The organism is Pseudomonas migulae, from assembly GCF_043225285.1.
In the GTDB taxonomy this organism is placed as follows: domain Bacteria; phylum Pseudomonadota; class Gammaproteobacteria; order Pseudomonadales; family Pseudomonadaceae; genus Aquipseudomonas; species Aquipseudomonas migulae_C.
Genome location: NZ_CP171224.1, coordinates 4595324 through 4619177 on the forward strand (window position 1 = coordinate 4595324; position 23854 = coordinate 4619177).

Annotated in this window: 18 protein-coding genes; 10 read left to right on the forward strand and 8 right to left on the reverse strand. The window is 61.4% G+C overall.

What is annotated here, in order from left to right:
• Positions 1–34: 34 nt before the first annotated feature.
• Both ACF6ZU_RS21100 and ACF6ZU_RS21105 read right to left on the reverse strand, forming a co-directional pair.
• Complete coding sequence (locus ACF6ZU_RS21100) at positions 35–3505, reverse strand: NahK/ErcS family hybrid sensor histidine kinase/response regulator (protein ID WP_392886639.1); 3471 nt, start codon at positions 3503–3505, stop codon at positions 35–37.
• Positions 3506–3748: 243 nt separating this feature from the next.
• Positions 3749–4288, reverse strand: a complete 540-nt coding sequence (locus tag ACF6ZU_RS21105) for a TetR/AcrR family transcriptional regulator (protein WP_392886641.1) — start codon at positions 4286–4288, stop codon at positions 3749–3751.
• 91 nt (positions 4289–4379) lie between these two features.
• On the opposite strand from ACF6ZU_RS21105, the gene ACF6ZU_RS21110 reads away from it, so the two are divergent.
• A complete protein-coding gene (locus ACF6ZU_RS21110) occupies positions 4380–5576 on the forward strand; it encodes an MFS transporter (protein ID WP_392886643.1) in 1197 nt (398 codons plus the stop codon).
• A gap of 46 nt (positions 5577–5622) precedes the next feature.
• Here the strand turns inward: ACF6ZU_RS21110 and ACF6ZU_RS21115 are convergent, their stop codons facing one another.
• On the reverse strand, positions 5623–6372 hold the full coding sequence (locus ACF6ZU_RS21115; RefSeq protein ID WP_392886646.1) for an SDR family NAD(P)-dependent oxidoreductase: 750 nt from the start codon (positions 6370–6372) through the stop codon (positions 5623–5625).
• A gap of 157 nt (positions 6373–6529) precedes the next feature.
• On the opposite strand from ACF6ZU_RS21115, the gene ACF6ZU_RS21120 reads away from it, so the two are divergent.
• The 4 genes from ACF6ZU_RS21120 (at position 6530) to ACF6ZU_RS21135 (ending at position 10994) form a co-directional block, all read left to right on the forward strand.
• Entirely contained in the window at positions 6530–7429 is a 900-nt protein-coding gene (locus ACF6ZU_RS21120) for a LysR family transcriptional regulator (RefSeq protein WP_392886648.1), read from the forward strand.
• A 34-nt stretch (positions 7430–7463) separates the two neighbouring features.
• On the forward strand, positions 7464–7775 hold the full coding sequence (locus ACF6ZU_RS21125; RefSeq protein WP_392886649.1) for a cupin domain-containing protein: 312 nt from the start codon (positions 7464–7466) through the stop codon (positions 7773–7775).
• Between the two features lie 105 nt (positions 7776–7880).
• A complete protein-coding gene (locus tag ACF6ZU_RS21130; RefSeq protein ID WP_392886652.1) occupies positions 7881–9032 on the forward strand; it encodes a TDT family transporter in 1152 nt (383 codons plus the stop codon).
• Positions 9033–9119: 87 nt separating this feature from the next.
• Positions 9120–10994 carry an MFS transporter gene (locus ACF6ZU_RS21135; protein WP_392886654.1) on the forward strand — a complete coding sequence of 625 codons (1875 nt, stop codon included), beginning with the start codon at positions 9120–9122 and terminating at the stop codon, positions 10992–10994.
• Between the two features lie 48 nt (positions 10995–11042).
• Here the strand turns inward: ACF6ZU_RS21135 and ACF6ZU_RS21140 are convergent, their stop codons facing one another.
• The 5 genes from ACF6ZU_RS21140 to ACF6ZU_RS21160 form a co-directional block, all read right to left on the reverse strand.
• Complete coding sequence (locus ACF6ZU_RS21140; RefSeq protein ID WP_392886656.1) at positions 11043–11969, reverse strand: GGDEF domain-containing protein; 927 nt, start codon at positions 11967–11969, stop codon at positions 11043–11045.
• Positions 11970–12342: 373 nt separating this feature from the next.
• The gene (locus ACF6ZU_RS21145; protein WP_008031809.1) at positions 12343–13083 is read right to left on the reverse strand and encodes a YciK family oxidoreductase; all 741 of its coding nucleotides are present in this window, start codon (positions 13081–13083) and stop codon (positions 12343–12345) included.
• Between the two features lie 169 nt (positions 13084–13252).
• Positions 13253–13924 carry an N-acetylmuramic acid 6-phosphate phosphatase MupP gene (gene mupP / locus ACF6ZU_RS21150; protein ID WP_056744070.1) on the reverse strand — a complete coding sequence of 224 codons (672 nt, stop codon included), beginning with the start codon at positions 13922–13924 and terminating at the stop codon, positions 13253–13255.
• A gap of 4 nt (positions 13925–13928) precedes the next feature.
• Positions 13929–14627, reverse strand: a complete 699-nt coding sequence (gene ubiG, locus ACF6ZU_RS21155; RefSeq protein ID WP_392886659.1) for a bifunctional 2-polyprenyl-6-hydroxyphenol methylase/3-demethylubiquinol 3-O-methyltransferase UbiG — start codon at positions 14625–14627, stop codon at positions 13929–13931.
• A 57-nt stretch (positions 14628–14684) separates the two neighbouring features.
• Complete coding sequence (locus tag ACF6ZU_RS21160) at positions 14685–16019, reverse strand: TRZ/ATZ family hydrolase (RefSeq protein ID WP_392886661.1); 1335 nt, start codon at positions 16017–16019, stop codon at positions 14685–14687.
• Between the two features lie 108 nt (positions 16020–16127).
• Between ACF6ZU_RS21160 and mtnA the strand changes: the two genes are divergently transcribed.
• The 5 genes from mtnA (at position 16128) to hisC (ending at position 23826) form a co-directional block, all read left to right on the forward strand.
• Positions 16128–17204 carry an S-methyl-5-thioribose-1-phosphate isomerase gene (mtnA, locus tag ACF6ZU_RS21165; RefSeq protein ID WP_392886663.1) on the forward strand — a complete coding sequence of 359 codons (1077 nt, stop codon included), beginning with the start codon at positions 16128–16130 and terminating at the stop codon, positions 17202–17204.
• Positions 17205–17616: 412 nt separating this feature from the next.
• On the forward strand, positions 17617–20271 hold the full coding sequence (gyrA, locus tag ACF6ZU_RS21170) for a DNA gyrase subunit A (RefSeq protein ID WP_392886665.1): 2655 nt from the start codon (positions 17617–17619) through the stop codon (positions 20269–20271).
• 252 nt (positions 20272–20523) lie between these two features.
• Entirely contained in the window at positions 20524–21609 is a 1086-nt protein-coding gene (serC, locus tag ACF6ZU_RS21175) for a 3-phosphoserine/phosphohydroxythreonine transaminase (RefSeq protein ID WP_392886667.1), read from the forward strand.
• Positions 21609–22703 (forward strand): prephenate dehydratase, encoded by a 1095-nt coding sequence (gene pheA / locus ACF6ZU_RS21180; protein WP_016770924.1) that lies wholly within the window; start codon positions 21609–21611, stop codon positions 22701–22703. The genes serC and pheA overlap by 1 nt, the downstream gene beginning before the upstream one ends.
• Positions 22704–22713: 10 nt before the next feature.
• On the forward strand, positions 22714–23826 hold the full coding sequence (hisC, locus tag ACF6ZU_RS21185; protein ID WP_392886671.1) for a histidinol-phosphate transaminase: 1113 nt from the start codon (positions 22714–22716) through the stop codon (positions 23824–23826).
• The last annotated feature ends 28 nt before the right edge of the window (positions 23827–23854 follow it).

A 23854-nucleotide genomic window follows, 5' to 3' on the forward strand; every position in this document is an offset into this window, starting at 1 on the left:
ATTTGAAACACCACACGCCTAAAAATCTGCCGACCTACAACGGCAAATGCCGACTCAACAACGCCCGCAACGCCGCCGGTTTCACCGGTTTGGCCAAGTAATCCAATCCCGCCGCATGCACCTGGGCCACCGTCTCCGGGTGCCCGTCGGCGCTGATCACTACACCGGGCACTGGCTCACCCAGACGGGTTCGCAACCACGCCATCAACTCAGTCCCGGTCTCGCCATCGTCGAGGTGGTAATCCACCAGCGCCAGTTGCGGGCGCATGCCGCTACTCAGCAACGCCGCGCATTCATCACGGTTGCGCGCCGTCCACACCTGGCAGCCCCAGCGGGTCAGCAGGCTGTTCATGCCGATCAGGATGCTGTCTTCGTTGTCGATACACAGCACCTGCGCGCCGCTCAAGAGTTTGCCGTTCAGTTCGGTGACGTTGGCGGGCACCGCGATCTGCGCCTTGGCCAGCGGCACACTGACGCTGAACACGCTGCCGCGCCCCGGCCACGAACGCACTTGCAAGGTGTGGCCCAGCACGCGACACAGCCCGTCTGCGATCGCCAGGCCTAAACCCAAGCCTTTTTCAGCGCGGGTCTGGTGACTGTCGAGGCGTTTGAACTCTTCGAAAATCACTTTCAGCTTGTCCTGCGGAATGCCCGGGCCACGGTCCCAGACCTCCAGGCACAGTTCGTCCTTGTGCCGACGAACCCCCAGCAGCACCGGCCCCTTGGCGTAGCGGAAAGCATTGGTCAGGAAGTTCTGCAGGATCCGCCGCAACAGTTTGATGTCGCTGTTCACCCGCAATCGGCTGCCGCGAACCCTGAAGCCAATGCCTTGATCGCGGGCCAGTGCCTTGAATTCTGCACCGAGGATGTCGAACAGTTCGTTAAGTACGAAGGGCTTTGCATCCGGGTTGATCTTGCCGTTTTCCAGGCGGGAAATGTCCAGCAAGTCGCTGATCAGGTCCTCGGCCGAGCGCAGTGACGAATCCAGGTGATGCACCAGTTTCTGCGCTTCGCTGGACAAGCCGTCGTCCTGATGGGAAAGGGCAGCGGAAAACAGTCGGGCGGCGTTCAGCGGTTGCATCAGGTCGTGACTGACCGCCGCAAGGAAGCGGGTCTTGGACTGGTTGGCCGACTCAGCGGTGCCCTTGGCTTCAGTCAGGGCCACGTTGAGTTGCGACAGTTCGTGGGTGCGCTCGGTCACCCGCCGCTCCAGGCCCTCGTTGGCTTCGGTCAGCGCCTGCTCGGCTTCGCGGAACGCGGTGATGTCGGTAAAACTCATGACGAACCCGCCGCCCGGCATCGGGTTGCCGATCAGCTCGATCACACGGCCGTTGGGGAACAGTCGTTCAGACGTGTGGGCGCGGCCCTGACGCATCCAGTGCAATCGGCGGGCGACGTGCACTTCCGCTTCGCCGGGACCACACAGGCCGCGCTCGGCGTTGTAGCGAATGATGTCGGCAATCGGTCGACCAACGCTGATCAAGCCGTCCGGGTAATTGAACAGCTCCAGGTAACGCCGGTTCCACGCCACCAGCCGCAGCGACTGGTCGACCACGCTGATACCCTGGGTGATGTTTTCGATCGCTCCCTGCAACAAGGCTCGGTTGAATTGCAGCACTTCCGACGCTTCGTCGGCGATGCGCACGACGTCCTCGAGCTGCATTTCCCGACCTTCGATGGCGGCTTTTACCACCGCGCGGGTCGAAGACGCGCCGAGGACACCGGCGAGCAAACGTTCGGTGTGGGCGATCCATTCGCTGTCGGCGTTCTGGTTCGGGTTGAAGCCCTTGCCCTGGCGGTAGGCGAAGCGGATGAAGCTCTGACGGGCGCGCTCTTCGCCGACAAACCGTGCGGCCAATTGCAGCAAATCTTCGATTTGCACCGCCAGCATCGAGCGGGCGCTGGGGCGGCCGCTGATTTCCTGGCCGATGAAACGCCCGGCCTGCCAGTGTTCCGAGACCCGCGTGCGCGACAACACCGAAACCCAGGCGAATAACGTGAAGTTGGCCGCGAGGGACAGCACCACGCCTTGGGTCAGCGGAGTGAGCGGCAGGTTCAGCGGGTTGCTGTGCAGCCACGCCAGCCCGGGAAAAGTGTTCAGCGACACGCCGAGGCTGTGCGCGGCGATCGGCAGGATCAGTGTGTAGAACCACAGGAAGGTCCCCGCGGCGAGGCCGGCGAACACCCCGCGACGGTTGGCCTGTTTCCAATACAGCGCGCCGAGCATGGCCGGGGCCAGTTGGGTCACGGCGGCGAAGGCGATCTGGCCGATGGTCGCCAGGCTCGCGGTGGACCCCAGCAGGCGATAACTGACGTAGGCCAGCAGCAAAATCACCACGATGCTGACGCGGCGCACCGAGAGCATCCACTGGCGGAACACTTCGAACGGCCGCTCGGCGTTGTTGCGGCGCAGCAGCCATGGCAACAGCATGTCGTTGGACACCATGGTCGATAACGCCACGCTGGCGACAATCACCATGCCGGTCGCCGCCGAAGCACCGCCGATAAACGCCAGCATCGCCAGCGCGGGATGGGCCTGGGCCAGCGGCAGGCTGATCACAAACGAATCCGGCAACACTGAACTCGGCAGCAGCATTTGGCCGGCCAGTGCGATCGGCACGACAAACAGGGCGGCCAGCGCCAGGTACGCCGGAAACACCCATTTGGCCAGGCGCAAATCCTGCGGGTCGATGTTTTCCACCACGGTGACGTGAAACTGCCGGGGCAGGCAGATGATCGCCATCATCGCCACGCCGGTCTGCACCACCATCGACGGCCAGTTGATGGTTTCCTTCCAGTACGCTTCAAGGCGCGGGGCGAGCATGGCCTGGTCGAACAGGTCGTCGAAACCGTCGTACAGGCCGTAGGTCACGAAGGCGCCGACCGCGAGGAAGGCGAACAGCTTGACCAGCGATTCGAAGGCAATCGCCAGCACCATGCCGCGGTGGTGTTCCGTGGCGTCGAGGTTGCGGGTACCGAACACAATGGTGAACAACGCCAGCACCAGCGACACGATCAACGCCGTGTCCTGCGCGCGGGTGCCCATGGCGTCGGCCCCCGCACCGATCAGCAGGTTTACCCCGAGCACGATGCCCTTGAGTTGCAGCGCGATGTAAGGCAACACGCCGACCAGACAGATCAACGCCACGACAATCGCCAGCGATTGGGATTTGCCGTAGCGGGCGGCGATGAAGTCGGCGATGGAGGTGATGTTCTCCTGTTTGCTGATCATCACCATTTTTTGCAGGACCCACGGCGCGCAGACCAGCAGCAGGATCGGCCCGAGGTAGATCGGCAGGAACGACCAGAGTTGTTCGGCGGCCTGGCCGACGGCACCGAAGAACGTCCAGCTGGTGCAATAGACGGCCAGCGACAGGCTGTACACCCAGGCGCGCACCCGCGGTGGCAGCGGTGTGCTGCGACGGTCGCCATAGAAGGCGATGGCGAACATGATGGCCATATAGGCCAGGGCGACGGCGGCGATCAGCCCGCTGGACAGCGACATGGGAACTCCAGACAAAAGACACCCGGGACTCCCGCCCGGACAGACAGTCTCGCATGACCGTCTGCGTTAGTCAGTGTCGACCAAGGTCGTGGCCCAAGGTCGCGGCGCGGCGGGGTGTCGCAGGCGGAGTGTCAGTTGAATCTTCGGTCATTCTTGAGGATGCCATCGCTGGCAAGCCAGCTCCCACAGGTTTTTGTATTGATTGCGAAACCTGTGGGAGCGGGCTTGCTGGCGAAGGTGGCCTTACTGACTGAATGCAACATCGATCAACCGATGCAATTCCTCAACCTCCAACGGTGCCGGCGAAAACAGGATGCGAAACACCGTGGGCGCCGCCAGCAGATTGATCAGCCGATCAACGCCGGGCTTCGGCTCATCCGGATAACGATCCAGAATCACCTGCAACTGCCCGCCAATCAGCGACACGCACAGCCCTGGCGTCGGGCTCGACTGCACATCGCGCAGCATGTTGCGGCCCGGTTCGGAGCTCATTTCATCGAGATACTGTTCCGCCCACGCCTGCACATCGCCGCGCAAACTGCCGGTGTTGGCCGGCTCGCTGTCGGGCTGCATGCGCGCCAAGGCGACATCTGCCAGCAACGCCGAAAGATCGCCCCAACGTCGATAGATAGTCGACGGCGTAACCCCTGCCCGCGTGGCGATTTGCGGGACGGTCACGGTGGAACGCTCCTGTTCTTCCAGGAGCGCGCGGACTGCCGAATGAATCGACTCTTGCACCCGGGCACTGCGGCCGCCGGGGCGTAAACCTTCTTTAATAGCCATGGAGCGGACCTTAACACAAAGAATTTGCTTTAAGCGCTGACGAGTAGCACACTCCGCAAAAGCAAAAAGTTAGCTTTTGCGGAGTGTGCACATGTCGAATTCAGCGTCCCACCGTTCAACCCTGTGGTTTCTGGCGATCACTTTACTGAGTTTTCTCGCCGCTTCCACGGCGCCGACGCCGTTGTATCACTTGTATCAGGAGCAGCTGCATTTCTCGGCGGCAACCCTGACCGTGATTTTCGGCATCTACGCCATCAGCCTGCTGGTGGCGCTGCTGACGGTCGGCTCGCTCTCCGATTACCTGGGACGCAAACCGGTGATCTTCACCGCCGTGCTGCTGAACATGTTGGCCATGTTGCTGTTTATCAACGCCGACAGTGTGGCGTGGCTGATCAGTGCGCGGGCGCTTCAGGGATTCGCGACCGGGATGGCCACGGCCGTGCTGAGTGCTGCGCTGCTGGATACCGATCGCCAGCAGGGGCCGCTGGTCAATAGCGTCGCGCCGCTGCTCGGCATGGCACTCGGCGGCATGGGCTGTGGGCTGTTGGCCGAGTTTGCGCCGCTGCCGTTGCAGCTCACGTATTGGGTGCTGCTCGCGTTGTTTGCGATGCAGGCGCTGTTCGTCTGGCGCCTTCCGGAAAGCGTCAGCCCGCAAGCGGGGGCACTGGCTTCGCTGCGTCCGACGTTGCATGTGCCGGTGCAGGCCCGGGCGACCTTGTGGCGAGTGCTGCCGCTCAATACGGCGACCTGGGCGCTCGGTGGTTTTTACGCGTCGCTCGCGCCTTCGCTGGTGCGCACCGCCACCGGTTCAACGTCGAACCTGGTGGGCGGTTCGACCGTAGCGGCATTGACGGTCACCGGCGCGCTGATGATTTTCACCCTGCGCAATCGGCCCGCCGCTACCGCGCTGTTGTTGGGCGGTACGCTGCTGCCGGCGGGAATCCTGTTGTTTTTGTCCGGCGTGCACACCGCCAGCCTGCCCCTGTTTTTCCTCGGCACACTGGTCGCCGGCTGTGGATTCGGCGCCGGTTTCCTGGGCGCGGTGCGCAGTCTGGTGCCGCTGGCGCAACCCCATGAGCGGGCCGGGATGATGTCGGCGTTTTTTGTGCTGAGTTACCTGGCGTTCTGCTTACCGTCGCTGTTGGCGGGCAACCTCACACGGACCTTTGGCCTGGTGGCAACCACCGATGGCTATGGCGCGATACTGATCATCCTGGCGGTGGGGGCATTGCTGGCGCTCCTGCGCCAAAGACCGACGCCAGTCTGCAGCGCGACCGGTCGCCCATAAAAAAAGCGGCGCCATTCAAGGCGCCGCTTTTTTTTGTGTGCAGGGATCAGATCTGCGCAAACCCACCGTCCACGAACAACTCGATTCCGTTGATGAAGCTGCTGTCGTCCGACGCCAGGAACACCGCCGCTTTGCCCACTTCCGATGGCTCGCCGAGACGGCCGATCGGCACCTGGCTGGCCAGGTAATCCAGCAGGCCCTGTTGTTGGTCTTCTGGCGCGAGTTCGGTCAGGCCCGGCGTGTGGATCGGGCCGGGGCTGATGACGTTGACGCGAATCCGGCGAGCTTTCAAATCCAGCAACCACGAGCGGGCAAAGTTGCGCACCGCGGCCTTGCTGGCGCTGTACACGCTGAAATTTTCCGTGCCTTTGGTGGCGGTGGTGGAGGCGGTGAGGATCACCGAGCCGCCGTCCTTGAGCAGCGCCAGGGATTTCTGCACGGTGAACAGCAGGCCTTTGACGTTGACGCTGAAAATCCGGTCGAAGTGTTCTTCGGTAATCGCGCCGAGCGCCAGCATGTCACCGCCGCCGGCGTTGGCGAAGACGATGTCCAGCGCACCGGCCTTGGTCTTGATCACGTCGAAGATGCGGTCGAGGTCGGCAAGGTTCGCGACGTCGCCCTGAATCCCGGTGACGTTGCGACCGATGCTACTGACCGCGGCATCCAGTTCAGCCTGGCGACGGCCGGTGATGAACACCGTGGCGCCTTGTTCGACGAAGGCTTGAGCCGATGCCAGGCCGATGCCGGTGGTCCCGCCAGTGATCAGTGCAACCTTGCCTTTGAGTGTGTTGCTCATGAGGTGAATCTCCGCTGAGTCATTTGGGAAGTTCTTGGCGATGTGCGCCGTTGAACAAACTCTATGCCGGAAGATTCGTCAGAAAAATCGCCTGAATCGGGTTTGTTTGTCCATGGTTGTGGACAATACTCAAGGCTCGTCCCTTGAGATGCCTGTCATGAATCAACTGTTGGCCATGCGTGTTTTCTCCCGCGTCGTGCAGGCCGGTTCGTTTACCAGGGCCGCCGATTCGCTGAACATGCCCAAAACCTCGGTCAGCAAACTGGTGGCCGAACTGGAAGAACACCTCGGTGCCAGGCTGTTGCAGCGCACCACTCGCCGACTCACCGTGACGGCGGACGGCATGGCCTACTACGAGCGCGCCCTGCAACTGATGGTGCAACTGGACGATCTGGACAACAGTTTCGCCAGTGCCCAGGGCCATCCGCGCGGCAAGATTCGGGTCGATGTCGGCGGCTCGGTGGCGACGCTCCTGATCATTCCCGCGCTGCCGGATTTCCACACCCGTTACCCGGACATCCAGATCGAACTGGGGGTCAGTGACCGGCAGGTGGACTTGATCAGCGAGAACGTCGATTGCGTGATTCGCGGCGGCCCGTTGACCGAGTTGTCCATGGCCGCGCGGCCACTGGGGTTGTCATCCTGGACCACCTGCGCGACGCCGGGTTATCTCGCGCAATTCGGCACGCCTGTCGATCCCCGCGACCTGGAAAAAAACCATCGCCTGGTCAGCTACCACTCCGCCCGCAGCGGACGGGTGATGCCGGCACGGTTTGAGCGCAATGGTGAAAAGATCGAGATCCATGGCCAAGGGATCTTCAGCGTCAATGAAAGCAACGCGCACCTGGCCTGCGGACTGGCCGGGCTCGGCGTCATCCACACCTTCACCTATACGGTGCAGCCGCATATCGAGCGGGGCGAACTGGTGCCGATTCTTCAGGACTGGCGGCCGCCGCGGTATCCGTTCCATGTGTTGTACCCGCCCAATCGGCACCTGAGTAACCGGGTCCGGGTTTTTATCGACTGGCTGGCGCAGTTGTTCGCCGGTTTGGGTTAGCCTTGGCGCTGCCATTCATTTCCACGGACTGCCCATGAAGATCATCCGCAGCAAATCCTTCACCGCCGACCGTGCCTGGGGCGCGCTGGACATCGCCAACATGAATGGCATCACCACGCGTCTGCACTGGACCGACCAGCCCTACAAATGGCACGTGAACGACGGCCAGGAAGTGTTCGTCGTACTCGACGGCCAGGTGCGAATGCACTACCGCGAAGAGGGGGCGGAAAAGCAGGCCGTGCTGGAGACCGGCGACATTTTTTACGCCTCGGTCGGCACCGAGCACGTGGCTCATCCGTTGGGTGCCGCGAGAATTCTGGTGATCGAAACGGAAGGCAGCGTCTGATTGCTTATCTGTAAAACAGATAACAGTTAGAGATACTACCCGTTATATAGATATTCGATTCGGATCTACCATGGCTTCCACCTCATCAGAGGACAGGAGTTCGCCATGACATGCCCCCAAGCCGCCACACGCGGTCTCAAGCCTTTTTCTCATTTGCAGCACCCGCGCGAAGTGATCCGCCAGTTCACCCCGAACTGGTTCGCCGCGACCATGGGCACCGGTGTCCTGGCCCTGGCGCTGGCCCAATTGCCCGTAGCAGGCGCCAGTTTGCACGCGGTTGCCGAAGCGCTGTGGCTGTTCAACATTTTCCTGTTCGTTTTATTCACTGCGTTGTACGCGGCCCGCTGGGTGCTGTTTTTCGACGAGGCCCGGCGGATTTTCGGTCATTCCACGGTCTCGATGTTTTTCGGCACGATACCCATGGGCCTGGCGACCATCATCAACGGGTTCCTGATGTTCGGGTTGCCGCGCTGGGGCGAGGGTGTGATTCAGGTTGCTGAAGTGCTGTGGTGGCTGGACGTGGCGATGTCGCTGGCCTGCGGTGTGCTGATTCCCTACATGATGTTCACCCGCCAGCAACACAGCATCGATCAGATGACCGCGGTCTGGCTGTTGCCGGTGGTGGCGGCGGAAGTGGCGGCCGCCAGTGGTGGCTTGCTCGCGCCGCACCTGGCCGAGGCGCATTCTCAGCTGGTGGTGCTGGTCACCAGCTACGTGCTGTGGGCGTTTTCCCTGCCGGTGGCGTTCAGCATCCTGACGATCCTGCTGCTGCGCATGGCGCTGCACAAACTGCCTCACGAGAACATGGCGGCGTCGAGCTGGCTGGCGCTCGGCCCGATCGGCACGGGCGCGCTGGGCATGTTGCTGCTGGGCGGTGACGCACCGGCGATCTTCGCCGCCAACGGGTTGCCGGGCATCGGCGAGATTGCTGCCGGGCTGGGGCTGGTGGCCGGGATCACGTTGTGGGGCTTTGGCCTGTGGTGGATGCTGATCGCGTTGCTGATCACCGGCCGTTACCTGCGCGCCGGCATTCCCTTCAATCTGGGCTGGTGGGGTTTCACCTTTCCGCTGGGCGTCTATTCTCTGGCCACGTTGAAACTGGCCATCACCCTGAACCTGACGTTTTTCAGTGCCTTTGGCTGTGTGCTGGTGGCGTTGCTGACGGTGATGTGGCTGATCGTCGCCAATCGCACAGTGCGGGGCGCATGGCGGGGGGAGTTGTTTGTCTCGCCGTGCATTGCCGGTTTAAACAAATAAACGGGTAAGGTGTGGCCTGGATCGACGCTGCGGCATTCCAATAACCGTATCCACGCCACTCTCCAACAACATCAGGGCACACGGAAGATGAGTCACCCCTCACAGTTCAACCTGCTTCGAACCCGGCGCTTCCTGCCGTTTTTCGTGACCCAGTCCCTCGGGGCGTTCAACGACAACGTCTTCAAGCAGTCGTTGATCCTCGCCATTTTGTACAAGTTGACCATCGAGGGTGATCGTTCGATCTGGGTCAATCTGTGTGCGCTGCTGTTTATCCTGCCGTTCTTTCTGTTTTCCGCGCTGGCCGGGCAGTTTGGCGAAAAATTCGCCAAGGACGCGCTGATCCGTCTGATCAAGCTCGGTGAAATCGCGATCATGGCGGTCGGCGCGATCGGCTTCGTGTTCGATCATCTGTCGCTGATGCTGGTGGCGCTGTTCGCCATGGGCACGCACTCGGCGCTGTTCGGGCCGGTGAAGTATTCGATCCTGCCCCAGGCCTTGCATGAAGAGGAGCTGGTGGGCGGCAACGGCCTGGTGGAAATGGGCACTTTCCTGGCGATCCTTGCGGGGACCATTGGCGCCGGGGTCATGATGTCGTCCGCGCATTACGCGCCCATCGTCTCCACGGCGATCATCGGCATTGCGGTGCTCGGTTACCTGGCCAGCCGCAGCATCCCACGGGCGGCGGCTTCGTCGCCGGAAATGCGCCTGAACTGGAACATCTTCAGCCAATCCTGGGCCACCCTGAAACTGGGCCTGGGACAAACCCCGGCGGTGTCGCGCTCGATTGTCGGCAACTCATGGTTCTGGTTTGTCGGGGCGATTTACCTGACGCAGATTCCGGCGTATGCCAAGGAATGGATGCACGGCGACGAAACCGTGGTGACGCTGATTCTGACGGTATTTTCCGTTGGCATCGCCCTCGGTTCACTGCTCTGCGAAAAACTCTCCGGGCGCAAAGTCGAGATCGGCCTGGTGCCGTTCGGCTCCTTCGGTCTGACGGTGTTCGGTTTGCTGCTGTGGTGGCATTCAGGCGGAATTCCCGACAGCGTTGCCGGCCATGGCTGGATCGAGATCCTCGGTTTCGGTCACACCTGGCTGGTGTTGCTCGACATTCTCGGCCTGGGTGTTTTCGGTGGTTTCTACATTGTGCCGCTGTACGCGCTGATCCAGTCGCGCACCCCGGAGAACGAGCGGGCGCGGGTGATTGCCGCCAACAACATTCTCAACGCGCTGTTCATGGTGGTCTCGGCGATTGTCTCGATCGTGTTGCTGAGCCTGGCCAAGCTGTCGATCCCGCACCTGTTCCTGGTGGTGTCGCTGCTGAACATCGGCGTCAACGCCTACATCTTCAAGATTGTCCCCGAGTTCAGCATGCGCTTCATGATCTGGCTGCTCAGCCATTCCATGTACCGCGTCGAGCATCGCAACCTCGAAGCGATTCCGGATGAAGGCGCGGCGCTGCTGGTGTGCAACCACGTTTCCTTCGTCGACGCCTTGCTGATTGGTGGCGCGGTGCGTCGGCCGATTCGCTTCGTGATGTACTACAAGATCTACAACCTGCCAGTGCTGAATTTTATCTTCCGCACCGCCGGGACCATTCCGATCGCGGGACGGCAGGAAGATATCCAGATTTACGAAAAGGCCTTCACGCGCATCGCCCAGTACCTGAAGGACGGAGAGCTGGTGTGCATCTTCCCCGAGGGTAAATTGACGGCCGACGGTGAGATCGACGAGTTCAAGGGCGGGCTGACGCGGATTCTCGAAGAAACGCCAGTGCCGGTAATTCCGTTGGCATTGCAGGGGTTGTGGGGGAGCTTCTTCAGTCGCGATCCGAACAAAGGCCTATTTCGCCGGTTGTGGTCGCGGGTGACCCTGGTGGCAGGGCCTGCGGTGGCGGTCGAGGCGGCAGAGCCAGCCACGTTGCAGGGGCTTGTCGGGGAATTGCGCGGCGCGGTGCGCTGACGCGTGTCAATGCGGGCCGCTACGGTTGCGAGCCCGCGCTGACGAACATCAGCCCGCCATCGCCAGGCGATTGCGCCCCTCGCGCTTGGCCACGTAGAGGGCGCTGTCGGCCCGGCGCAACAGGCTCTCGGCGGACTCGCCGGGCAGCAGGGTCGAGCAGCCGAGGCTGACGGTCAGTTCGATCAGCTTGCCATCGGCCAGAAAGTCCTTGGCCTGGGCCGCAAACCGCAAGCGTTCACCGACCATGGCCGCCGCGTCGCGCCCGGTGTTGGAAAGCAGGATCAGGAACTCTTCGCCGCCGAAGCGGAACACCATGTCGACATTGCGCAACTGGCTTTTGATCGAGGCTGCAACGGCCTTGAGCACATCATCGCCAGCGCTGTGGCCGTGGGTGTCGTTGATGTTCTTGAAATGGTCGATGTCGAGCATCAGCAGCGACAGGGGTTGCAGATGCCGACGCGACATCTCGATTTCCCGCTGCAGGGTCTGATCCATGGCAATGCGATTGCCGGTATCCGTGAGCGGATCGCGCAAGGCGCTTTGGGTAGCGGTGCGGTAGAGCAGGGCGTTGCGCACCGGGTACAGCAGGGCGGACAGCAGCGATTCAAGGTTGCCCAATTCCTGTTCGCTGAAACGCTGGTTACGGCGGAAGACCAGTTCGCCCAGGTGCTCGCCTTCATGGCTGAGGGTGTAACTGACGGAGTGGTGGCCGCGCAGGCCGAACTCCAGGCGCAAGTCGCTGGCCTTGTGCTGATAGCTCAAGGCGTCGAGGGGCACGAGTTGTTGAACTTCGCGGAAGAAGATCCCGAGAATGCGCTGTGGCTCAAGACTGGTTTGCAGTTGCTGGCTCAGTTGCTGGCGCACTTGCGCGAGGCTGACCGGCCTCTTCAGAAGCGGGGGCTGCTGACCAAAGCCCAGGCGTTGCAATTTGGCGCTGTCGAAGTCAATTGCGTTGGTCTGGGGAGGTGATTTCATATGGCGTGCGCCCCTAAGCAGTAAGGCTGTCTTACAGGCTGGGTGAGAGCGGCTTTGGGCTGCGCGTCATACTGATCCATCAGTCCCGTAGGACATTTGGAGCAAGTCTAATCTGCTTTGCAGAAGATTAGTAACCTATCGACTGGAGCGTCGGCCCGCCTGCTTTCACGCGGCGTGTCTGAGCAAAATTAGAGCGAAAGTCGTGCCATTCGGTTCATTTGTATTAAAACCGTTATAAATCAATAAATTGATTCAGCTTCTGATTGTTTCGGGTTTATTTCATGACAGTTGTTTGACTGAAATTAAGCTCAGTTACGACGCAATTTGAGTGCCGTGACGGAAATTCGCCACGGCACAAATGCGACGCACGGCACTACTGGGCGTTGAAAGCCTGGCCGTTGATACCGGTGCTGTCGGGTCCCATCAGGTAGAGGTAGACCGGCATGATCTCCTCGGGCGTCGGGTTGTTCAGCGGGTTTTCACCGGGGTAGGCCTGAGCGCGCATGCTGGTGCGGGTGGCGCCAGGGTTGATGCTGTTGGAGCGCACCGGGGCGACAGTATCGACTTCGTCCGCCAGGGTTTGCATCAGGCCTTCGGTGGCGAATTTCGATACGCCGTAAGCGCCCCAATACGCGCGGCCCTTGCGCCCGACGCTGCTGGACGTGAACACCACCGATGCGTCCTGCGACAGCTTGAGCAGTGGCAGTAGCGTGCTGGTGAGCATGAACATCGCGTTGACGTTGACTTGCATGACGCGCATGAAGTTTTCGCCGGACAACTGCTCGATCGGCGTGCGCGGGCCAATGATCGACGCGTTGTGCAGCAAGCCGTCGAGGTGGCCGAATTCGGTTTCGATCATGGCCGCCAGTTCATCGTATTGATGGGGCAGGGCGGTTTCCAGGTTGAACGGGATCACGGCCGGTTGTGGATGGCCGGCGGCCTCGATCTCGTCATAGACCTGAGTCAGATTGGCCTCGGTCTTGCCCAGCAACAGCACGGTGGCGCCGTGGGCTGCGTAGGTTTTCGCCGCGGCGGCACCGATGCCGCGGCCGGCGCCGGTGACCAGGATGACCCGGTCCTTGAGCAATTCGGGGCGGGCGGAATAATCAAACATAAAGAAACCTCAACAAAAAATAGTCAGGTCGCGCGCTATCCCTGTGGGAGCGAGCCTGCTCGCGATGGCGGTGTATCAGGCAACATCAGAGTTGGCTGACATTGCCTCTTCGCGAGCAGGCTCGCTCCCACATTTGCAGGGCGGGCAGCCGTGTTTTTGCAGATGCGATTCAGCAGCTGCAAAGCGCGCTGTCGAGCACCTTGCGCAACTCCAGCGGATGATCGACCACCACATCCGCGCCCCAATGCCGCGGGTTGTCGTCCGGATGAATGTAGCCATAGGTCACCGCGGCCGTCTTGGTGCCGGCATCACGGCCAGACTCGATATCGCGCAGGTCATCACCGACGAACAACACACTGGCCGGATCGAGGTCGAGCATCTTGCACGCCAGGATCAACGGCTCCGGGTCCGGCTTGCTGTTCTTCACGTGATCCGGGCAGATCAACAGTGCCGAACGCTCGGCCAGTCCCAGTTGTTGCATGATCGGCTCGGCAAACCGCAGTGGCTTGTTGGTGACCACGCCCCAGATCAGGTTGGCTTTCTCGATGTCGGCCAGCAGTTCGCCCATGCCGTCGAACAGCTTGCTGTGCACGGCGCAACCGGCGAGGTAGCGCTCCAGGAACTCCAGGCGCAATTCCTCGAAACCCGGCGATTCCGGGTCCATGGAGAAGGTCACGGCGACCATCGCCTTGGCACCACCGGAAATCTCGTCGCGAATGTGCTTGTCATTCATCGGCGGCAAGCCGCGGTCGGCACGCATCGCCTGACAGATCGCAATGAAGTCCGGCGCGGTGTCGAGCAGCGTGCCGTCCATGTCGAAAAGGACTGCTCTGATACGCATCGGCTTACTCCTCGCGCAGGGTCTGGATCATGTAGTTGACGTCCACATCGGAGGTCAGTTTGTAGTGCTTGGTCAGCGGGTTGTACGTCAGGCCGATGATGTCCTTGACGGTCAGGCCGGCCATGCGGCTCCAGGCACCGAGTTCGGAAGGGCGGATGAATTTCTTGAAATCGTGGGTGCCGCGCGGCAGCAGCTTCATGATGTATTCGGCGCCGACGATGGCGAACAGGTACGCCTTCGGGTTGCGGTTGATGGTGGACAGGAACACCTGGCCGCCCGGCTTGACCATTTTGAAGCAGGCGCGGATGACCGACGACGGGTCCGGCACGTGCTCCAGCATTTCCAGGCAGGTGACCACGTCGAACTGCTCCGGCATTTCTTCGGCCAGGGCTTCGGCGGTGATCTGCCGGTATTCGACGTTCACGCCGGATTCCAGCTGGTGCAGTTGGGCGACGGCCAGCGGCGCTTCGCCCATGTCGATGCCCATGACGGTCGCGCCGCGCTGAGCCATGGCTTCGCTGAGAATGCCGCCGCCGCAACCGATGTCGAGGACCTTCTTGCCGGCGAGATTGACCCGCTCGTCAATCCAGTTGACCCGCAGCGGGTTGATGTCGTGAAGCGGTTTGAACTCGCTTTCGCGGTCCCACCAGCGATGGGCCAGGGCTTCGAATTTGGCGATTTCGGCGTAGTCGACGTTACTCATGGTTCATCCTCTAAAACTTGAAAAATCCTGTTGCCCCCGACGGTGAGTCCGGGGTGCTTACGATTCGGTGTGGCCGCTGATGCGCTGGCCCCAGGCCTTGGCGGTGGCGCAGAGCTGTGCTTCATCCAGACGGGTCAGGCGGCGATCGTCGAGCAGTTGCTTGCCGCCGACCCAGAGGTGTTTCACGCAATCCCGGCCGGTGGCATATATAAGCTGCGAAACCGGGTCATAGACCGGTTGCTGCGCCAGGCCCGAGAGGTCGAAAGCCACGATGTCCGCAGCCTTGCCGATTTCCAGCGAGCCGACCTCGGCCTCGATGCCCAGCGCCCTTGCGCCGTTCAGGGTGGCCATGCGCAGCGCACGATGGGCGTCCAGCGCCGTGGCCGAACCCGCAACGGCTTTGGCCAGCAGGGCGGCGGTGCGGGTTTCGCCCAGCAGGTCGAGGTCATTGTTGCTGGCTGCGCCATCGGTGCCGACGGCGACGTTGACACCAGCCTGCCACAAACGCTCGACCGGGCAAAAACCACTGGCCAGTTTCAGGTTCGACTCCGGGCAATGAATCACAGTGGTGTTGCTTTCTACCAGCATCACCAGGTCTTCATCGCTGATCTGAGTCATGTGCACCGCCTGGAAGCGCGGCCCCAGCAAGCCCAGGCGTGCAAGTCGTGCCAGCGGGCGCTCGCCGCGCTGTTCGACGGCCTGTTGCACTTCGAAGGCGGTTTCATGGACGTGCATGTGGATCGAGGCGTCCAGTTCTTCGGCGATCACCCGGATTTTCTCGAGGTTTTCGTCGCCCACGGTGTAGGGCGCGTGGGGGCCGAAGCTGACTTTGATGCGCTCGTGGTGCTTGAGATCGTTGAACAGTTCGACGCCCTGACGAATGGCATCGTCCGCGGTGCTGGCGCCCGGGATGGGAAAGTCGAGGATCGGAATCGCGATCTGCGCGCGAATGCCGCTGTTATGCACGCGTTCGCTGGCAACCTTCGGGAAGAAATACATGTCAGAGAAGCAGGTGATGCCACCTTTTATCTGTTCGGCGATGGCAAGGTCGGTCCCGTCGCGTACAAAGGCTTCATCGACCCATTTGGCTTCGGCCGGCCAGATGTGGTTTTCCAGCCAGGTCATCAGCGGCAGATCGTCGGCCAGGCCGCGGAACAGTGTCATCGCCGCATGCCCGTGGGCATTGATCAGGCCTGGGCTGAGCAGCATGTCCGGCAATTCGCGGACTTCGGTCGCTTCGAGCTTCAGTGCAGCGGCACGCGGGCCGATAAACACGATGCGCCCGTCGCGGATGCCCAGGCCGTGCTCCTTGAGGACGACGCCAGCAGGTTCGACGGGTACCAGCCAGGTTGGCAGCAATAACAGGTCGAGCGCAGCGGCAGTGTTCGGCATCGAGGATCGGTTCCAGTGCTTTTATAAAGGATGGCGAAGTATACCCGAGCGTCTTCGCGGGGGGATCGCTATAATCGGCGGCTTTTGTGACTGAGTACGGGGTGTAGGATGCGCGATCGACTGTTGGCTGCGGAGAAGGTGAAGGCCATCGATTGGCGTGATGGCGTCCTGTACCTGCTGGATCAGCGAGTCTTGCCGTTCGAGGAAACCTGGATTGCCTACACCAGCGCTGCTGGCGTGGCCGAGGCCATTCGCTCGATGGTGGTGCGTGGTGCGCCGGCGATCGGCATCAGCGCTGCGTATGCCATGGTTCTGTCGGCCCGGGCCCGGATTGTCGAGGGCGGTGACTGGCAGGCCTCATGGGAAGAGGATTACGCGTTGCTGGCCGATTCCCGTCCGACGGCGGTGAATCTGTTCTGGGCCTTGAGTCGCATGCGTGACCGCCTTGATCGCATCAAGGGTGACGCCGATCCTTTGGCAGCGCTGGAAGCCGAGGCCATCGCCATTCACGAAAGTGATCGCGAGGCCAACCTGACCATGGCGCAACTGGGTGTAGACCTGATCCGCAAGCATCAGGGCAACGCGCAGGCCATTCTGACTCACTGCAACACCGGCGCGCTGGCCACTGGCGGCTTCGGCACCGCACTGGGCGTGATTCGGGGGGCGTTCATTGAAGGCATGGTCGAGCGCGTCTACGCCGACGAAACCCGCCCATGGCTGCAAGGTTCACGGCTGACAGCGTGGGAGCTGGCCAACGAGGGCATTCCCGTGACCCTCAACGCCGACTCCGCCGCGGCCCACATCATGAAGACCAAAGGCATCACCTGGGTCATCGTCGGCGCCGACCGGATCACCGCCAATGGCGACGTGGCGAACAAGATCGGCACCTATCAGCTGGCGGTCAACGCCATGCACCACGGCGTGCGCTTCATGGTGGTCGCGCCGAGTTCGACCATCGACATGAACCTGGCCAGTGGCGATGACATTCCGATTGAAGAGCGGGATGGCCGCGAGTTGCTGGAAGTCGGCGGCAAGCGGGTCGGGGCCGACGTGGATGCGTTCAACCCGGTGTTCGATGTGACCCCGGCGGACCTGATCGATGCGATCGTCACCGAAAAAGGCATCGTCGAGCGCCCGGACACCGCGAAGATGGCGCAGTTGATGTGCCGCAAGCGTCTGCATTAAAGATCTCTGGCGTCTGATCAGGCCCGCTCCCACAATGGATTTGCGTCGAAAACAAATCCTGTAGGAGCGAGCCTGCTCGCGATAGGGTCCGAAAAGTCAACAAATCCGCCCGAATCACCCCCGAATCGGGTATTCAACAAAGCTCTAAGCCCCTCTCGTCCCCTTCAAGCCTGCCACCAGTCAACTAACTACACTCCATGCGCATCTGGGGGATAGGTGCGTGGCGGCTCTTGTGATAACATCCGGCGGTTTCCAAGGTAGCCCGATGTGGCTGCCTTTACTGCGCAGATCCATGGCATAACTCGTTGATTTGTCGTAAGTCGGTGCATTGGCAATCAGCCTGCATCGGCGAGCTTCGTTCGTCCCATATGGATGTGACGAAGTTTCACCAGAAAAAGGAATCAGGCTTCTCATGGGCGAACTGGCCAAAGAAATCCTCCCGGTCAATATCGAAGACGAGCTGAAGCAGTCCTACCTCGACTACGCGATGAGCGTAATTGTCGGGCGGGCACTGCCGGATGCGCGCGATGGCTTGAAGCCCGTGCACCGGCGTGTGCTGTTCGCGATGAGCGAGCTGGGCAACGACTTCAACAAGCCGTACAAGAAATCTGCCCGTGTTGTCGGTGACGTGATCGGTAAGTATCACCCGCACGGTGATACCGCGGTGTACGACACCATCGTTCGGATGGCGCAGCCATTCTCGCTGCGCTACCTGCTGGTAGACGGTCAGGGCAACTTCGGTTCGGTGGACGGCGACAACGCTGCGGCCATGCGATACACCGAAGTGCGCATGACCAAACTGGCGCACGAGCTGCTGGCTGACCTGCATAAAGAAACCGTGGACTGGGTGCCGAACTACGACGGCACCGAAATGATCCCGGCGGTCATGCCGACCCGTATTCCCAACCTGCTGGTCAACGGCTCCAGCGGTATCGCCGTGGGCATGGCGACCAACATTCCGCCGCACAACCTCGGTGAAGTCATCGACGGTTGCCTGGCCCTCATCGACAACCCCGAGTTGACCATCGATGAGCTGATGCAATACATCCCCGGTCCGGACTTCCCGACCGCCGCGATCATCAACGGTCGCGCCGGCATCATCGAAGCCTACCGCACCGGTCGCGGGCGCATTTACATGCGTGCCCGCTCGATCATCGAAGACATCGACAAGGTCGGTGGCCGCCAGCAGATCGTTATCACCGAACTCCCGTACCAGCTGAACAAGGCTCGTCTGATCGAGAAGATCGCCGAGCTGGTGAAAGAGAAGAAGCTGGAAGGCATCACCGAACTGCGCGACGAGTCCGACAAGGACGGTATGCGCGTCGTGATCGAGCTGCGTCGTGGCGAAGTGCCTGAGGTGATCCTCAACAACCTCTACGCCCAGACCCAGCTGCAAGCGGTGTTCGGTATCAACATCGTCGCGCTGATCGACGGCCGTCCGCGGATCCTGAACCTCAAGGACCTGCTGGAAGCCTTCGTGCGCCACCGTCGCGAAGTCGTGACCCGTCGTACCGTGTTCGAACTGCGCAAGGCGCGCGAACGCGGTCACATCCTCGAAGGTCAGGCCGTTGCCCTGTCGAACATCGACCCGGTCATCGCGCTGATCAAGGCTTCGCCAACTCCGTCGGAAGCCAAGGAAGCGCTGATCAGCACGCCTTGGGAATCTTCTGCCGTGGTCGCGATGGTCGAGCGTGCCGGTGCCGATTCGTGCCGTCCGGAAAACCTCGATCCGCAATACGGTCTGCGCGACGGCAAGTACTTTCTGTCGCCGGAACAGGCGCAAGCCATTCTGGAACTGCGCCTGCACCGCCTGACCGGCCTGGAACACGAAAAGCTGCTGGCCGAGTATCAAGAGATCCTCAACCAGATCGGCGAACTGATCCGCATCCTCAACAGCGCCACGCGCCTGATGGAAGTGATCCGCGAAGAGCTGGAAGTGATCCGCGCCGAATACGGCGATGTGCGTCGCACCGAAATCCTCGATGCCCGTCTCGACCTGACCCTGGGTGACATGATCCCGGAAGAAGAGCGCGTCGTGACCATTTCCCACGGTGGCTACGCCAAGACCCAGCCGCTGGCTGCGTACCAGGCCCAGCGTCGTGGCGGTAAAGGCAAATCGGCTACCGGCGTCAAGGATGAGGACTACATCGCTCACCTGCTGGTCGCCAACAGCCACACCACGCTGCTGCTGTTCTCCAGCAAGGGCAAGGTGTACTGGCTGAAAACCTACGAAATCCCGGAAGCGTCCCGCGCTGCCCGTGGTCGTCCGCTGGTCAACCTGCTGCCGCTGGACAGTGATGAATACATCACCACCATGCTGCCGGTCGAGGAATACACCGAAGGTCACTTCATCTTCATGGCCACTGCCAAAGGCACCGTGAAGAAGACCCCGCTGGAATCCTTCAGCCGTCAACGCAGCGTCGGCCTGATTGCGCTGGAGCTGGACGAAGGTGACGTACTGATTTCCGCGGCCATTACCGATGGCGAGCGTGAAGTCATGCTGTTCTCCGACGGCGGCAAGGTGACTCGTTTCAAGGAAACCGACGTTCGCGCCATGGGCCGTACTGCTCGCGGTGTCCGCGGCATGCGTCTGCCGGAAGGCCAGAAGCTGATTTCCATGCTGATCCCGGAAGAAGGCAGCCAGATCCTCACGGCTTCGGCCCGTGGTTTCGGCAAGCGCACGGCGATCACCGAGTTCCCTGAGTACAAGCGTGGCGGCCAGGGCGTTATCGCCATGGTCAGCAACGACCGCAACGGCCGTCTGGTCGGCGCGGTCCAGGTGCTCGACGGCGAGGAAATCATGCTGATTTCCGACCAGGGCACGTTGGTTCGTACCCGTGTCGACGAAGTCTCCAGCCTGGGTCGTAACACCCAGGGCGTAACCCTGATCAAGCTGGCCAGCGATGAAACGCTGGTGGGTCTGGAGCGGGTTCAGGAGCCGTCGGAAGTCGAAGGCGAAGAGCTGGAAGGTGAAGAGGGTGCAGTGTTCGACGGCGAAGTCGTGATCGACGACGTGGTCGATGATCAGCAACTCGACGCCGCCGCTGACGAAGAACCGCAAGAGTAAGCGGACAAACAGGGGGCGGATGAAAATTCGCCCCCTTGTTGTTTGTCCGAACGGAAAATGTCGACACCCATGGAGCTCTCTGTAGGAGTGAGCCTGCTCGCGATGCAGGCGCCGCGGTATGTCTGCCACATCGCGGTGATGCAATCGCGAGCAGGCTCACTCCCACAAAAGCTGTGATTTAACAGGGGCTCCTGTGTCGATTGATGTTGTGATTTATTGCGTGATTACCACCAGATCAGAGCGAGATTGGATGTGAGCAAGAGAGCCTATAACTTCTGTGCCGGTCCTGCGGCACTTCCCGAAGCTGTCCTGCAGCGCGCCCAGGGTGAACTCCTTGATTGGCACGGCAAGGGCCTCTCGGTCATGGAAATGAGCCATCGCAGCGATGAGTTCGTGTCCATCGCGACCAAGGCCGAGCAGGATCTGCGTGATCTGCTGAATATCCCCTCGAACTATAAAGTGCTGTTCCTGCAAGGCGGCGCCAGCCAGCAATTTGCCCAGATTCCCCTGAACCTGTTGCCTGAAGGTGGTTCGGCCGACTACATCGACACCGGCATCTGGTCGCAGAAAGCCATCGAAGAAGCGTCGCGCTACGGCCACGTCAATGTTGCCGCTACCGCCAAGCCTTACGACTATTTCGCGATTCCCGGCCAGAACGAATGGAGCCTGTCGAAAGACGCGGCCTACGTTCATTACGCACCGAACGAAACCATCGGCGGCCTGGAATTCAACTGGATCCCGGAAACCGGTGATGTCCCGCTGGTCGCCGATATGTCCTCGGACATCCTTTCGCGCCCGGTCGACGTTTCGCGCTTCGGCATGATCTACGCCGGTGCCCAGAAAAACATCGGCCCGAGCGGCATCGTCGTCAACATCGTTCGCGAAGACCTGCTGGGTCACGCCCGTTCCCTGTGCCCGACCATGCTCAACTACAAGGTCGCGGCCGATAACGGCTCGATGTACAACACCCCGCCAACCCTGGCCTGGTACTTGTCCGGCCTGGTGTTCGAGTGGCTGAAAGAGCAGGGCGGCGTCGAAGCCATCGGCAAGCTCAACGAAGTGAAGCAGCGCACGCTGTACGACTTCATTGACGCCAGCGGGCTGTACAGCAACCCGATCAACAAGCCGGACCGCTCGTGGATGAACGTGCCGTTCCGCCTGGCTGACGACCGTCTGGACAAGCCATTCCTGGCCGGTGCCGACGAGCGTGGCCTGCTGAACCTCAAAGGCCACCGTTCCGTGGGCGGCATGCGCGCCTCCATCTATAACGCCGTCGACATCGTTGCGGTCAACGCACTGGTTTCGTACATGGCAGAGTTCGAGAAGGAACACGGCTAATGTCTGAGCAAGAACTCAAGGCACTGCGCGTTCGCATTGATGCTCTGGACACCAAGGTCCTGGAGCTGATCAGCGAGCGCGCACGCTGCGCCCAGGAAGTTGCGCGAGTAAAGATGGCCTCGCTGGCCGAAGGCGAAGTGCCGGTGTTCTATCGTCCTGAGCGCGAAGCTCAGGTGCTCAAGCGCGTGATGGAGCGTAACCAGGGCCCGCTGGGCAACGAAGAAATGGCGCGGCTGTTCCGCGAAATCATGTCTTCGTGCCTGGCCCTGGAACAGCCGCTGAAAGTGGCTTACCTCGGTCCGGAAGGCACCTTCACGCAAGCGGCAGCCATGAAACACTTCGGTCACGCGGTGATCAGCAAGCCAATGGCGGCGATCGACGAAGTGTTCCGTGAAGTGGCGGCGGGTGCGGTGAACTTTGGCGTGGTCCCGGTGGAGAACTCCACCGAAGGCGCGGTCAACCACACCCTCGACAGCTTCCTCGAACACGACATGGTCATCTGTGGCGAAGTCGAGTTGCGCATTCACCACCACCTGCTGGTCGGTGAAAACACCAAGACCGACAGCATCAGCCGTATCTATTCCCACGCCCAGTCGCTGGCCCAGTGCCGCAAATGGCTGGACGCACACTACCCGAATGTCGAGCGCGTGGCGGTGTCGAGCAACGCCGAAGCGGCGAAGCGGGTCAAGGGTGAGTGGAATTCGGCAGCCATTGCCGGTGACATGGCTGCTGGCTTGTACGGGTTGACCCGCCTGGCCGAAAAAATCGAGGATCGCCCGGACAACTCCACGCGATTCCTGATGATCGGCAATCAGGAAGTCCCGCCGACCGGCGACGACAAGACCTCGATCATCGTCTCCATGAGCAACAAGCCGGGCGCACTGCACGAGTTGCTGGTGCCGTTCCACGACAACGGCATCGACCTGACGCGCATCGAGACGCGTCCTTCGCGCAGCGGTAAATGGACCTACGTGTTCTTCATCGACTTCGTCGGCCACCACCGCGATCCGCTGATCAAGGGTGTGCTGGAAAAAATCAGTCAGGAAGCAGTGGCACTTAAAGTGTTGGGTTCCTACCCGAAAGCCGTTCTCTAAGGGGTAGCAAATGAGTGGCAACTTCCTCGCCCTGGCGCAGCCGGGCGTGCAACAACTTTCGCCTTACGTTCCGGGCAAGCCTGTGGACGAACTGGCGCGCGAGCTGGACATCGATCCGGCGAGCATCGTCAAGCTGGCGAGCAACGAAAACCCGTTGGGCGCCAGTCCAAAGGCGCTGGCCGCGATTCGTGAAGAGCTGGCCGAGCTGACCCGTTATCCGGACGGCAACGGTTTTGCGCTCAAGACCCTGCTGGCGGACCAATGCCGCGTCGAGCTGAATCAGGTGACGCTGGGCAATGGCTCCAACGACATTCTGGAGCTGGTCGCCCGGGCTTATCTGGCGCCGGGTCTGAATGCGGTGTTCAGCGAGCACGCGTTTGCGGTCTACCCGATCGTCACCCAAGCCGTTGGCGCTACCGCCAAGGTGATCCCGGCCAAAGACTGGGGCCATGACCTGTCCGGCATGTTGGCCGCGATCGATGCCGACACCCGCGTGGTCTTCATCGCCAACCCGAACAACCCGACCGGCACCTGGTTCGGCGCAGAAGCGCTGGACGAGTTCCTGCAGGACGTTCCGGAGCACGTGCTGGTGGTGCTGGACGAGGCCTACATCGAGTACGCCGAAGGCAGCGATTTGCCGGACGGCCTCGATTATCTGGCCGCCTACCCGAACCTGCTGGTTTCGCGCACCTTCTCCAAGGCCTATGGCCTGGCGGCGCTGCGGGTCGGTTATGGCTTGTCCACTGCCGTGGTTGCCGACGTGCTGAACCGCGTGCGTCAGCCATTCAACGTCAACAGCCTGGCCCTGGCCGCTGCGTGCGCTGCACTGCAGGACGCCGAGTACCTGGCGGAAAGCCGTCGCCTGAACGAATCCGGCATGCAGCAACTGGAAGCCGGTTTCCGTGAGCTGGGCCTGAGCTGGATCCCGTCCAAGGGCAACTTCATCTGTGTTGATCTGGATCGTGTGGCTGCCCCGGTCTTCCAGGGCCTGTTGCGCGAAGGCGTGATCGTTCGTCCGGTGGCCAACTACGGCATGCCGAACCACCTGCGCATCACCATCGGCCTGCCGGCGGAAAACAGCCGCTTCCTCGAGGCGCTGACCAAGGTTCTGGCTCGTGGTTGATGTCACTGCTCTGCAATCTGCTGAACCT